The sequence below is a fragment of the Pseudazoarcus sp. NS20 genome, from assembly GCF_059703745.1.
The window spans coordinates 566,929-579,436 of the sequence record NZ_BAAKIY010000003.1 but is presented as its reverse complement, the minus strand read 5'-3'; the positions used below and the strand labels follow the sequence as shown (position 1 = coordinate 579,436).

Annotated in this window: 11 protein-coding genes; 9 read left to right on the top strand and 2 right to left on the bottom strand. The window is 62.9% G+C overall.

Annotation, left to right across the window (positions count from 1 at the left end):
* Nucleotides 1-20 precede the first annotated feature (20 nt).
* Genes carB through AC6H0W_RS11465 form a run of 3 tightly spaced genes read left to right on the top strand, consistent with a single transcriptional unit; the run spans nucleotide 21 to nucleotide 4,199 of the window.
* A complete protein-coding gene (carB, locus tag AC6H0W_RS11475) occupies nucleotides 21-3,245 on the top strand; it encodes a carbamoyl-phosphate synthase large subunit (protein WP_497577287.1) in 3,225 nt (1,074 codons plus the stop codon).
* A complete protein-coding gene (greA, locus tag AC6H0W_RS11470) occupies nucleotides 3,245-3,721 on the top strand; it encodes a transcription elongation factor GreA (RefSeq protein WP_497577286.1) in 477 nt (158 codons plus the stop codon). Before carB ends, greA begins: the two co-directional genes overlap by 1 nt.
* Nucleotides 3,722-3,725: 4 nt before the next feature.
* Nucleotides 3,726-4,199, top strand: a complete 474-nt coding sequence (locus AC6H0W_RS11465; RefSeq protein WP_497577285.1) for a DUF4149 domain-containing protein — start codon at nucleotides 3,726-3,728, stop codon at nucleotides 4,197-4,199.
* A gap of 3 nt (nucleotides 4,200-4,202) precedes the next feature.
* On the opposite strand, the gene AC6H0W_RS11460 is transcribed toward AC6H0W_RS11465, so the two are convergent.
* Nucleotides 4,203-4,649: a YhbY family RNA-binding protein gene (locus AC6H0W_RS11460; protein ID WP_497577284.1), complete on the bottom strand. Its 447-nt coding sequence runs from the start codon at nucleotides 4,647-4,649 to the stop codon at nucleotides 4,203-4,205.
* A 38-nt stretch (nucleotides 4,650-4,687) separates the two neighbouring features.
* Between AC6H0W_RS11460 and AC6H0W_RS11455 the strand changes: the two genes are divergently transcribed.
* The 3 genes from AC6H0W_RS11455 to AC6H0W_RS11445 are packed head-to-tail and all read left to right on the top strand — an operon-like array spanning nucleotide 4,688 to nucleotide 6,842.
* On the top strand, nucleotides 4,688-5,314 hold the full coding sequence (locus AC6H0W_RS11455; protein ID WP_497577283.1) for an RlmE family RNA methyltransferase: 627 nt from the start codon (nucleotides 4,688-4,690) through the stop codon (nucleotides 5,312-5,314).
* 35 nt (nucleotides 5,315-5,349) lie between these two features.
* Nucleotides 5,350-6,015, top strand: a complete 666-nt coding sequence (locus AC6H0W_RS11450; RefSeq protein ID WP_497577282.1) for a DsbA family oxidoreductase — start codon at nucleotides 5,350-5,352, stop codon at nucleotides 6,013-6,015.
* The gene (locus AC6H0W_RS11445; RefSeq protein ID WP_497577281.1) at nucleotides 6,012-6,842 is read left to right on the top strand and encodes a Rossmann-like domain-containing protein; all 831 of its coding nucleotides are present in this window, start codon (nucleotides 6,012-6,014) and stop codon (nucleotides 6,840-6,842) included. Before AC6H0W_RS11450 ends, AC6H0W_RS11445 begins: the two co-directional genes overlap by 4 nt.
* A 4-nt stretch (nucleotides 6,843-6,846) precedes the next feature.
* Here the strand turns inward: AC6H0W_RS11445 and AC6H0W_RS11440 are convergent, their stop codons facing one another.
* The gene (locus tag AC6H0W_RS11440) at nucleotides 6,847-8,043 is read right to left on the bottom strand and encodes a CaiB/BaiF CoA transferase family protein (RefSeq protein ID WP_497577280.1); all 1,197 of its coding nucleotides are present in this window, start codon (nucleotides 8,041-8,043) and stop codon (nucleotides 6,847-6,849) included.
* 192 nt (nucleotides 8,044-8,235) lie between these two features.
* Here AC6H0W_RS11440 and ftsH point away from each other — a divergent pair, with 192 nt between their 5' ends.
* The 3 genes from ftsH (at nucleotide 8,236) to glmM (ending at nucleotide 12,455) form a co-directional block, all read left to right on the top strand.
* Entirely contained in the window at nucleotides 8,236-10,131 is a 1,896-nt protein-coding gene (ftsH, locus tag AC6H0W_RS11435) for an ATP-dependent zinc metalloprotease FtsH (protein ID WP_497577279.1), read from the top strand.
* 92 nt (nucleotides 10,132-10,223) lie between these two features.
* Complete coding sequence (gene folP / locus AC6H0W_RS11430) at nucleotides 10,224-11,072, top strand: dihydropteroate synthase (RefSeq protein ID WP_497577355.1); 849 nt, start codon at nucleotides 10,224-10,226, stop codon at nucleotides 11,070-11,072.
* 30 nt (nucleotides 11,073-11,102) lie between these two features.
* On the top strand, nucleotides 11,103-12,455 hold the full coding sequence (gene glmM, locus AC6H0W_RS11425; RefSeq protein WP_497577278.1) for a phosphoglucosamine mutase: 1,353 nt from the start codon (nucleotides 11,103-11,105) through the stop codon (nucleotides 12,453-12,455).
* The last annotated feature ends 53 nt before the right edge of the window (nucleotides 12,456-12,508 follow it).

Here is a 12,508-nt window from a genome sequence, read left to right as displayed (position 1 = left end):
TCGTAATACCGAGGTTCCTGATGCCCAAGCGCACAGACATTCAAAGCATTCTCATCATCGGTGCCGGCCCCATCGTGATCGGCCAGGCATGCGAGTTCGACTACTCCGGCGCACAGGCCTGCAAGGCGCTGCGCGAGGAAGGCTACCGGGTCATTCTGGTGAACTCCAACCCGGCCACGATCATGACAGATCCGGGTACGGCCGACGTCACCTACATCGAGCCGATCACCTGGCAGGTGGTCGAGCGCATCATCGCCAAAGAGCGCCCGAGCGCGGTGTTGCCGACCATGGGCGGTCAGACGGCACTGAACTGCGCGCTGGATCTCGCCAAGCATGGCGTGCTCGAGAAATATGGCTGCGAACTGATCGGTGCCTCGCGCGAGGCCATCGACAAGGCCGAAGACCGTCTCAAGTTCAAGGACGCGATGACCAAGATCGGTCTTGGCTCCGCACGCTCCGGCATCGCCCACAGCATGGAAGAAGCCCTGCAGGTGCAGGGTGGCATCGGCTTCCCGGTCATCATCCGCCCCAGCTTCACGCTGGGCGGTACGGGTGGCGGCATCGCCTACAACATGGAAGAGTTCGAAGAGATCTGCAAACGCGGTCTTGAGGCGAGCCCGACCAACGAACTGCTCATCGAAGAGTCGCTGATCGGCTGGAAAGAGTACGAGATGGAAGTCGTGCGCGACCGCGCCGACAACTGCATCATCGTGTGCTCCATCGAAAACCTCGACCCGATGGGCGTGCACACCGGTGATTCGATCACCGTGGCGCCGGCGCAGACGCTGACCGACAAGGAGTACCAGATACTGCGTAACGCCTCGATCGCCGTGCTGCGCGAGATCGGCGTGGATACCGGTGGTTCCAACGTGCAGTTCGCGATCAATCCGGTCGACGGCCGCATGATCGTCATCGAGATGAACCCGCGCGTGTCACGTTCTTCCGCGCTGGCCTCCAAGGCCACCGGCTTCCCGATCGCCAAGGTGGCGGCCAAGCTGGCGGTGGGCTACACGCTGGACGAGCTCAAGAACGACATCACGGGCGGTGCCACGCCGGCCTCGTTCGAGCCGTCCATCGACTACGTGGTCACCAAAATTCCGCGTTTCGCCTTCGAGAAATTCCCGCTCGCCAACGATCGCCTGACCACGCAAATGAAATCGGTTGGCGAAGTCATGGCCATGGGCCGCAGCTTCCAGGAATCCTTCCAGAAAGCGCTGCGTGGCCTGGAAGTGGGCGTGTATGGCCTCGACGAAGTCGAAACCGACCGCGAAGACCTCGAACACGAGTTGGTGTACCCCGGCCCACAACGTATCTGGTATGTCGGTCAGGCCTTTCGTGAAGGCTACACGCTGGAGCAGGTGTTCAATCTGACCAAGATCGATCCGTGGTTCCTCGCGCAGATCGAAGACATCGTGCTGACCGAGAAGACCCTTGCCGGCCGTTCGCTGAAGGCCTTCGTTGCCGACGATCTGCGCGCACTCAAGCGCAAAGGCTTCTCCGACCGCCGCCTGGCCAAGCTGCTCGGCTCGGATGAAACCGCCGTGCGTCTGCACCGTCACGCGCTGGGCGTTCGCCCGGTGTACAAACGTGTCGACACCTGCGCAGCCGAGTTCGCCACTTCGACCGCCTACATGTATTCGACCTACGAGGACGAATGCGAGGCGCGGCCGACCGGCAAGCGCAAGATCATGGTGCTGGGCGGTGGCCCGAACCGTATCGGCCAAGGCATCGAGTTCGATTACTGCTGCGTGCATGCCGCATTGGCGCTGCGTGAAGACGGGTACGAGACCATCATGGTCAACTGCAACCCGGAAACCGTATCGACCGACTACGACACTTCCGATCGTCTGTACTTCGAACCGATCACGCTCGAAGACATCCTCGAGATCGTGCATATCGAAAAGCCCGAAGGCGTGATCGTGCAGTTCGGCGGCCAGACCCCGCTCAAACGCGCGCGCTCGATGGAGGCCAATGGCGTCCCCATCATCGGAACCAGCCCGGACATGATCGATGCCGCCGAAGACCGCGAGCGCTTCCAGCAACTGCTGCAAGATCTCGGCCTGCGTCAGCCGCCCAACCGCACTGCGCGCACGCCGGAAGATGCCGTGCGTCTGGCCGCCGAAATCGGGTATCCGCTGGTGGTGCGCCCGAGCTACGTGCTGGGCGGCCGCGCCATGGAAATCGTGCATGAGCAGCGCGACCTCGAGCGTTACATGCGCGAAGCCGTGAAGGTCTCGAATGAGTCCCCGGTGCTGCTCGACCGCTTCCTTAATGACGCCACCGAGGTGGACGTCGATGCGCTGTCCGACGGCGAGCAGGTGATGATCGGCGGCATCATGGAACACATCGAACAGGCCGGCGTGCACTCGGGCGATTCGGCGTGCTCGTTGCCTCCCTACACGCTGTCGGCCGAGCTGCAGGACGAGCTGCGCCGGCAGACCGAAGCCATGGCCAAGGCCCTCAACGTAGTCGGCCTGATGAACGTGCAGTTCGCGATTCAGGGCGAAGGCGATGACGCCAAGGTGTATGTCCTCGAAGTGAACCCGCGTGCCTCGCGCACCGTGCCTTTCGTCTCCAAGGCCTGCAGCCTGCCGCTGGCCAAGATCGCAGCGCGTTGCATGGCTGGGCAGAGCCTGGCCAGCCAAGGTGTGACTGGCGAAGTGGTGCCGGCGTACTACTCGGTGAAAGAAGCGGTGTTCCCCTTCGTGAAGTTCCCGGGCGTCGATACCATTCTGGGCCCTGAAATGAAGTCCACCGGCGAAGTCATGGGCGTTGGCCGCACTTTTGCCGAAGCCTTCGTGAAGTCGCAGCTTGGCGCAGGCATTCGCTTGCCGGAGCAGGGTACGGCTTTCATCAGCGTCAAGCCGACCGACCGTCCGGCCGCCATCGAAGTGGCACGTACGCTGCACGGTTTGGGTTTTGGCCTGATCGCCACGCGCGGTACGGCCGGGGCGCTGACTGAGGCCGGTCTGCCGGTGAAGACCATCAACAAGGTCACCGAAGGTCGTCCGCACATCGTCGATTTGATCAAGAACAACGAGATCAGCTTGGTCATCAACACGGTGGAAGAGCGCCGTCAGGCCATCGTCGATTCGCGTTCGATCCGTACCAGCGCGCTGGCCGCCAAGGTCACCGTGTACACCACGATCGAAGGTGCTCGTGCGGCTTCCATCGGCATGCGCGACAACGCCGATCTGGAGGTATACAGCCTGCAAGAGCTGCACGCCGAGCTGGGGGGCGCCTGATGAACAAGACGCCTCTTACCGTGCGTGGCGCGGAGTTGCTGCGCGACGAGTTGCACCGCATGAAGACCGTTGAACGCCCGAGCGTCATTGCGGCGATTGCCGAAGCGCGCTCGCACGGCGATCTGTCGGAGAACGCCGAGTACGATGCTGCGAAAGAGCGTCAGGGCTTTGTCGAAGGGCGCATCAAGGAGCTCGAAGCCAAGCTTTCGACCGCTCAGATCATCGACCCGGCTACGCTCGACGCCGACGGCCGCTGTGTGTTCGGCGCCACGGTTGATCTTGAAGACCTCGACGCCGGCGACGAAGTGACGTACCAGATCGTCGGCGATGACGAAGCCGACGTGAAGGCCGGAAAGATCTCCGTCAGTTCGCCCATCGCGCGTGCGCTGATCGGCAAGTACGCCGGTGATGTGGCCGACGTTCAGGCGCCGGGCGGTGTTCGTTCGTATGAAATCATCGACGTCCGCTACATCTGATGGCTTGACTGCCACTGCGCGCGGCCTGCTGGCACGGCAGGCCGAAGCCTTGTTGCTGATACTGGTGACCTTGTGGGCCGGCGCCTTGTGGACGGTAGGCTTCCTGGTGGCGCCGACGCTGTTTCAGTGGATTCCTGAACGAGCTCTGGCCGGCAGCATCGCGGGCAACTTGTTTGCCAGCGTGCACTGGATCGCCGTAGTGGCTGGTGCGTACGTTTTGTTGTTTGCCTTGGTGCGCCATGGCCGGGCGGCTGCCCGCCACGGCGTGGTGTGGCTGGTGGTGGCGATGCTGGTGATCGTCGCGGTCGGGGCGCTCGGCATCCAGCCGCACATCGCCGAACTGCGTAACAGCATGCTGGCTGATGCCAGCCTGCGTGAGCGCTTTGCGATGTGGCATGGCATCTCCAGCGCGTTGTATGCGCTGTCGAGCGTGCTGGCGGTAGTGCTGGTGGTGAGGGTGAGGCGACTGTTCGACTGACGCTCAGCCCGGCTTGCGCGGGCTGCGGCGGGTGGCGAGGCGTTTCTTCTCGGCAGCGGCTTGCATCAGCGCAGTGCGGCGGGCGTTGGCGGCAAATGCGCGAGCGGATTTGGCAACCGACGGACGCTTGTTGCCGCGCAGCTCGGCTTTGCTTTCGACCGCTTTCACGCTGGTATCTTCACGGCGCGGGCGCCAGACGATCAGAATGTTGCCGATATGCTGGATCGGCGCCGCGTCGAGATGAGCACACAGTTCCTGCATGAGCACGTCACGAGCTTCACGTTCGGCACCCTGGACTTTCACCTTGATCAGTTCGTGAGCCTGCAACGAACGGTCGATTTCCTCCATCACGGAGGGGATGAGGCCGTTGCCTGCAATGGTCACGACGGGGTTCAGGTGGTGCGCTGCGGCACGAAATTCGCGGCGCTTCGCCGGGGTAAGCTCGATCATCTTTTTTCTCAGACAGTTAAGGGCAGCATTCTACTCCGATGAAGCGTACCCGGACCAGCAAAGCCTGGATGATGGAACACGTAAACGACGCCTGGGTGCAGCGCGCCAAGGCCGAAGGCTATCGTTCGCGCGCAGCCTACAAACTGCTCGAGGTCGATGAGCGCGACAAGCTGCTCAAGCCCGGCGCAGTGGTGGTGGATTTGGGCGCGGCGCCGGGTTCTTGGTGTCAGGCAGTTGTGAAGAAGGTCGGCACTAAAGGCAAGGTGTTCGCGCTGGATCTGCTCGAGATCGAGCCGATTGCCGGTGTGGATTTCCTGCAGGGCGATTTCCAGGAAGACGCGGTGCTGGCCGAGCTCGAAACCCGGCTAGACGGTCAGGCCGTGGATGTCGTGCTGTCGGACATGGCGCCGAACATGTCGGGCATCGAGCTCGTCGATCAGGCCCGCGTGATCAATCTCGCGGAGCTGGCGCTGGATTTCTGCGAGGGCCACCTGAAGCCGGGTGGCTCGTTTCTGGTCAAGGTCTTTCAGGGGCAAGGCTTCATGGAATTCCGTGAAGCCGCACAGGGGCGCTTCAAGTCGCTGCAGGTGCGCAAGCCCAAGGCATCTCGCGACCGCAGCTCCGAGGTCTTTCTGCTCGGTCTGGGCTTTCTCGGCGGGCGCTGACCTGCGCGGCCTCATTCAGTAGCGGAGCGGATTGCATGCAAATCGATATCAACGTCGTCTCGGATTTCGTCTGTCCGTGGTGCTTCATCGGCAAAGACCGTCTGATGCGCGCCGTCGCGCAGTTTTCCGAGGCCTACCCCGAACACGCGGTGCGTATTCACTGGCTGCCGTACTTTCTCAATGGCGACACTCCGGCCAAAGGCGAGCCCTATCGGCCGTTTCTGGAGAAGAAGTTCGGCAGTGCCCGCGCGGTGGACGCCTTGTTCGCCAAGCTGCGTGACGCGGCCACACCGGACGGTTTGAAGTTCGCCTTCGAGGACATCCAGCTGCGTCCCAATACCTTGCGTGCGCATCGGCTGATCTACCGCGCGCAAAGTCGCGGAGCCCGCCCTGAGCGCGTGCAGGCGTTGGTCAGTGGGCTTTTCGAGGCGTATTTCCAGCAAGGCAAGGACATCGGCGATGTCGAGGTGCTGGCCGACATTGCGGCCGCCGCGGGTGAGCGTCGTGAAGTGATCGTTGAGTACCTCAACAGCCCGGAAGATGCTGAAGCCGTCCGTCGCATGGCGGGGCAACTGGCTAGTCAAGGCGTGGAGGGCGTGCCGTTCTTCATCCTCAACCGCAGTCTCGCGGTTTCGGGCGCCCAATCGCTGGCGGCTCTGGGTGCCGCCATTCGCCAAGTTGCCGGGGTGCGCGTGTCGTGAGCCTCGGCGCCGATCTGCGTGTGGCATTCGCCGAGTTGGCTGCGCGCGGGGCATTGCCCGCGCTGAGGGCGGTGCACTTGCCGCAGCCAGGTGAGAGGGGCGGCAAGCAGTCGGCTTTTTGCGCCGTGGAACTGGCGGACGGAAGTGTCGGTTTGGCCTACCTTGATCTCGGAGATAGCCGGGAGCGACTCGCCTGCATGGATCTGTCGCGGTTCGCCGGTGCCGATGCGCTCCAGGTGATTACCGGCTGCGCGACGTCCGATCAGGTGCAGCGCATTTTGGGTTTCGCAACGGCAAATGCCCTTACACGTTGGTTCTTTGACCGTGTCGGTTTCGTTCCGCCCGACAGCGCGGATTCGATTGGCGGGCTGCAGCTCGGACCGGGAGCGAAGGTCGGCATGGTGGGCATGTTCGTGCCGCTGGTCGAACGCATCGTGGCGGCAGGAGCGGATCTGACGGTTCTTGAACTGCCGCCGGAGCAGCCGGGCGAGCGGGGTGGCTGGCGAGTCACGCTTGATGCGAGCGATCTTGCTGATCGCCAGCAGGTGCTGTGCACCAGCACGGTCTTGCTCAACGACACGCTTGAGTCAGTGCGCGCCGCCTGCAAGGCGGCGAGCGAGTTCGTGTTGATCGGGCCAGGCGCCAGTGGTTTGCCCGACCCCTTGTTCGCCCAGGGCGTGACGCGCCTGGGTGGAAGTTGGATCACCGATGCTGCGGGGGTTATCGACGCGCTGCAAAGTGGCCGCGGCTGGACGGCCCATTCACGCAAATTCGATCTGGCGCGCGCGGACTACCCTGGCATGCAGAGCCTTCTTCACCGCTTTTAACGGCTTAAACGGCCTGTTCGCGCCGAAGCCGTTCGATGTCGTTCGCGGCGTAACCCAGTTCGCGCAGCACTTCGTCGGTGTGCGCCCCCAACTCCGGCCCGATCCAGTCCATGCCGCCCGGCGTGTCCGATAGCTTCGGCACGATGCCTGGCACCTTGAACTCGCGCCCGTTCGGCAACTTGGCCGACTGCAGCATCTCGCGCGCGAGAAATTGCGGGTCGGAGAACATATCGGCGGCGGAATACACGGTGGTGGCGGGGACTTCGGCGCGGTTGAGTATGGCCATCGCCGTCTCCGCGTCATGGGTGGAGCACCATGCGTCGATGACGGCGTAGAGTTCATCGCGCCGCGCGTCGCGGCCGGCGTTGTCGGCGAGTTGAGGGTCATTCGCGAGGTCTTCGCGTCCGATTGCCAGCATGAAGCGGCGGAAAATCGCATCGCCGTTGGCGCCGATCTGTATGTGCTTGCCGTCGGAGGTGGTGTGAATGGCCGACGGTGTGATGCCCGGCATGATGTTGCCGGTACGTTCGCGCACGAAGCCGAACACGTCGAACTCCGGCACCATCGACTCCATCATCGCGAACACCGCTTCGTACAGCGCGACATCCACCACCTGACCAGTACCGCCGTTCACTTCACGGTGGCGCAGCGCCATCAAGGCGCCGATGGCGGCCCACAGCGCAGCGATGGAATCGCCGATGGAGATGCCGGTGCGCACGGGTGGGCGGTCTTCGAAGCCGGTGATGTAACGCAGGCCACCCATGCTCTCTCCAACCGCGCCGAAGCCGGGCTGCTCGCGGTAAGGGCCGGTCTGACCGAAGCCCGAAAGACGCACCATCACCAGACCGGGGTTGGTGGCCGAAAGTGAAGCGTAGTCGAGGCCGAACTTCTCGATCACGCCGGGGCGGAAATTCTCCACCACGATATCGGCGCGCTCGGCCAACTTGCGCACGAAGTCCTTACCCTCCGGGTGCTTGAGATTGGCGGTAACGGACTTTTTGTTGCGTGCCTGCACGTACCACCACAACGAGGTGCCCTCATGCAGCTTGCGCCATGTGCGCAGCGGGTCTCCGCCGTCCGGTGATTCGACCTTGATGACTTCCGCGCCGAACTCGGCGAGGATGCGGGTGCAGAAGGGGCCGGCGATCAGCGTGCCGAGTTCGAGCACGCGAACACCTTCGAGCGGACGATTTGTTGTCATGGGGCTTGAAATGGGAAGAAATCGCCCGCATGTTGAAGACTCTTGCTGCGCACTTCAAGCGTCTTCGGCTCAGTTGCCGTGTGGCGTCCGATTGCCCCTGACCATCGGGCCGATTTGTTTACGCACGGGAACGATCGGCCCTAGAATGGGTCATTATCTCGCCGCCTTCACAGGGCCTTCAAGGAAACGACGTTGAATAACATGTTCAAGAATCTTGCGGTCTGGATGGTCATCGGCATCGTATTGATGACGGTGTTCAACCAGTTCAACGCACGCCAGGCGACGCCCAGCACCACCCTCGAGTACTCCCAGTTCATGGAAGAAGCTCGCGCGGGCCGCATCGCCAAGGCCAGCATCGACGGGCGCGTCGTCAAGGCGACCACCATTGATGGTCGCAACGTCACCGTCTACACGCCGGGCGTGCAGGACATCTGGATGGTGTCCGACCTGATGCGTGCAAACGTCGCCATCACGGCGGCCAAGCCGGACGAAGACCAGTCCTTCCTGATGAGCATCTTCGTGTCGTGGTTCCCGATGCTGTTGCTGATCGGCGTGTGGATTTTCTTCATGCGTCAGATGCAGGGCGGCGGGCGCGGTGGCGCGTTCTCTTTCGGCAAGTCCAAGGCCAAGATGCTCGACGAGTCGGCCAACTCCATCACCTTCGCCGACGTGGCCGGTTGCGACGAGGCCAAGGAAGACGTTGCTGAGCTGGTCGACTTCCTGCGCGATCCGTCCAAGTTCCAGAAGCTCGGTGGCCGCATTCCGAAAGGCGTGCTGATGGTCGGCTCGCCGGGTACCGGCAAGACGTTGCTCGCCAAGGCGATTGCCGGGGAAGCCAAGGTGCCGTTCTTCTCGATCTCGGGTTCTGATTTCGTCGAAATGTTCGTCGGTGTCGGTGCGGCACGTGTGCGTGACATGTTCGAGAACGCCAAGAAGCACGCTCCGTGCATCATCTTCATCGATGAAATCGACGCCGTCGGTCGCCAGCGTGGTGCCGGCATGGGCGGAGGCAACGACGAACGCGAACAGACGCTGAACCAGCTGCTGGTCGAAATGGACGGTTTCGAAGGCCAGACCGGCGTGATCGTGATTGCCGCAACCAACCGTCCGGATGTGCTCGACCCCGCGCTGCTGCGCCCGGGCCGTTTCGACCGTCAGGTGGTGGTGCCGTTGCCGGATATCCGTGGTCGCGACCAGATCCTGAAAGTGCACATGCGCAAGGTGCCCATTTCGCCGGACGTCGATCCGCAGGTGTTGGCACGCGGCACGCCGGGCTTCTCGGGTGCGGATCTGGCCAACCTGGTGAACGAGGCTGCTCTGTTTGCCGCGCGTGGCAGCAAGCGTCTGGTTGACATGGAGGACTTCGAGCGCGCCAAGGACAAGATCATGATGGGGGCCGAGCGTCGCTCGGTGGTAATGCCCGAGGAGGAGCGCAAGAACACCGCGTATCACGAGTCCGGCCACGCCGTTGTTGCGAAGCTGCTCGACAAGACCGATCCGGTGCACAAGGTCACCATCATTCCGCGCGGTCGTGCGCTGGGTGTGACGATGCAGTTGCCGGAGAGTGATCGTTACAGTCAGGATCGCGAGCGTCTGCTGCAGATGATCGCCGTGCTGTTCGGTGGTCGCATCTGCGAGGAGATTTTCATGAACCAGATGACCACCGGTGCTTCGAATGACTTTGCCCGCGCAACCGATATCGCGCGTCGCATGGTCACTCAGTGGGGCATGTCCGACAAGCTCGGCCCGATGGTGTATGGCGAAGAAGAGGGCGAGATTTTCCTCGGCCGGCAGGTGACACAGCATCGTAACGTGTCCGAGTCCACCATGCAGGAAGTGGATACCGAGATCCGGCGCATCATCGACGAGCAGTACGCGCTGGCGCGTCGCCTGATCGAAGAGAACCGTGACAAGATCGAGGTGATGACGCAGACGCTGCTGGAGTGGGAAACCATTGATGCCGACCAGATCAACGACATCATGGAAGGCCGTCCGCCGCGTCCTCCGAAGCAACCGGCATCGTCAATGCCGCGCCCCAGTGACAATACCCCGGGTGATGCACCGGACGCTGCAGCAGAGCCTGTCTGATCGGCTCTCATAAGAGGAAAAAGACCGGCCTGGCCGGTCTTTTTTTGTTGTATCCCTGAATTGAGCAACACTCGATGAACGTGAACTCTTCGATCGACGCCCTGCAGTGTGGGCGTTTCACCCTGGATCTGTCGCGGCCCCGCATCATGGCGATCGTCAACGTGACGCCGGATTCTTTCTCTGGCGACGGATTGGCGCGCAACGTTGATGCGGCGCTCGCCAGCGCTGAAGCCGCGGTGGCGGCCGGTGCCGATCTGCTCGACATCGGCGGAGAGTCTTCCCGCCCAGGGGCAGCCCCCGTGTCCGAGCAGGAGGAGCTGGATCGGGTGATGCCTTTAGTTGAGCGCCTCGCTGGCTGGGGCGTGCCGGTTTCGGTCGATACGGTCAAGCCGGTGGTGATGCGTGCAGCGATTGCTGCGGGAGCCGCGATGATCAACGACATCAACGCTTTCCGCTCCGACGGGGCCGTGGAGGCGGTTGCCGGTTCCGATGCGGCTTTGTGTGTGATGCACATGCAGGGCGAGCCACGCACCATGCAGCGGGCTCCGCACTACGACGATGTGGTCGGAGACGTGCTGGCATTTCTGGGAGAACGCACGAGCGTGCTGCGCGCTGCAGGGGTGGGGGGGCAGAGAGTGGTGCTTGATCCGGGCTTCGGTTTCGGCAAGACGCTGGAGCAGAATGTCGAGCTGTTGCGAAATCTGGAGCGCTTCCGCGTCGAAGGCCTGCATGTTCTGGTCGGGATGTCACGCAAGAGCATGCTCGGTACGATCACCGGGCGCCCGGTGGACGAGCGCATGCCAGCAGGCTTGGCCGCCGCGCTGTTGGCGGTGGAGCGGGGCGCCCGCATCGTGCGCACGCACGACGTGGCTGCCACGCGTGACGCCCTGGCGGTGTGGTCGGCACTTGCCGGGTGCACACAGGGCACGGCCGCGTCATAATGAGTGCTCACTGATTCAGGCAGGAAAGGCATGGCGCGCAAGTATTTCGGTACGGATGGCGTTCGCGGTCTGGTCGGCACGGCGCCGATCACCCCGGACTTCGTGATGCGACTCGGCTACGCAGCGGGGTTGTCGCTGATACGTCGTGACCACTTTCCCGCCGGTGAGCGCCCCGCGGTATTGATCGGCAAGGACACGCGAATCTCCGGCTACATGCTCGAAGCCTCGCTTGAGGCCGGCTTTGCCGCCGCGGGCGTCGATGTGATGCTGGCCGGGCCGCTGCCCACGCCCGCGGTAGCGTATCTGACGCGTGCCTTGCGCTTGCAGGCGGGCGTGGTGATTTCCGCATCTCACAACCCTTACTTCGACAACGGCATCAAGTTTTTCTCGGCCGGGGGCACGAAGCTGCCCGACGCCATCGAGCTCGAGATCGAGGCCTGCGTCGATGAGCCGATGGGGTGTCTGGATTCCTCTCGTCTCGGCAAAGCCCGTCGCATCGATGATGCGGCCGGGCGCTACATCGAGTTCTGCAAGAGCACCTTCCCGAACGAACTGGATCTGCGCGGGCTGCGCATCGTGCTCGATTGCGCCCACGGTGCGGCCTACGGCATCGCCCCGAAGGTTTTTCACGAACTGGGCGCAGAGGTAATTGCGGTCGGCGTCGAGCCGGATGGCATCAACATCAATGATGCCGTCGGCGCGACCCGCCCGGAGCACCTCCAGCGTGCCGTATTGGCGCATACGGCCGATCTCGGCATTGCGCTCGATGGTGACGCTGACCGGGTCATCATGTGTGACGCCAAAGGCGTGTTGTATGACGGCGACCGTCTGCTGTACGTGATCGCGGCCGCACGCCACCGCTTGGGGCGGCTTGAGGGGGTGGTGGGGACACAGATGAGCAACCTTGGCCTGGAGCATGCCATCGGGCGCCTTGGCGTTCCGTTCGACCGCGCCAAGGTTGGTGACCGTTACGTGCTTGAGTTGTTGCAGGAGCGTGGCTGGAAGCTTGGTGGTGAAAGCTCTGGTCACATCATCTGCCTTGATTGCCATACCACCGGGGATGGCATCGTCTCGGCCCTGCAGGTGCTGTCCGCCCTACGTCAGTCGGGCGTGAGTTTGGCTGAGGCGTGCGCGGACCTGGTGTTTTATCCGCAGCGGCTGATCAACGTGCGCATGCCCTCCGGTTTTGATTGGCGTGCGGATGCAAGCATCGAAGCGGCCCGAGTCGAAGCGGAGAACTCCCTCGGCGACACCGGCCGCGTGCTGCTGCGCCCCTCGGGCACCGAGCCCTTGTTGCGGGTGATGGTGGAAGGCCAGGATTCCGATCAAGTGAATCGGGTGGCCGAAGCCTTGGCAGCCTCGGTGGAAAACGCCATGGGCTAGACCTTCTGGCGAAAACTGCCGTATTTAGGGTGACTCGGATAATGAGAGCGGGA

Bases quoted from the DNA above. Each gene is read 5' to 3' on its own strand.
- AC6H0W_RS11440 (WP_497577280.1), bottom strand. From the start codon at position 8,043: ATGACAACAAATCGTCCGCTCGAAGGTGTTCGCGTGCTCGAACTCGGC.
- AC6H0W_RS11460 (WP_497577284.1), bottom strand. From the start codon at position 4,649: ATGATCGAGCTTACCCCGGCGAAGCGCCGCGAATTTCGTGCCGCAGCG.
- carB (WP_497577287.1), top strand. From the start codon at position 21: ATGCCCAAGCGCACAGACATTCAAAGCATTCTCATCATCGGTGCCGGC.
- AC6H0W_RS11455 (WP_497577283.1), top strand. From the start codon at position 4,688: ATGAAGCGTACCCGGACCAGCAAAGCCTGGATGATGGAACACGTAAAC.
- AC6H0W_RS11450 (WP_497577282.1), top strand. From the start codon at position 5,350: ATGCAAATCGATATCAACGTCGTCTCGGATTTCGTCTGTCCGTGGTGC.
- greA (WP_497577286.1), top strand. From the start codon at position 3,245: ATGAACAAGACGCCTCTTACCGTGCGTGGCGCGGAGTTGCTGCGCGAC.
- glmM (WP_497577278.1), top strand. From the start codon at position 11,103: ATGGCGCGCAAGTATTTCGGTACGGATGGCGTTCGCGGTCTGGTCGGC.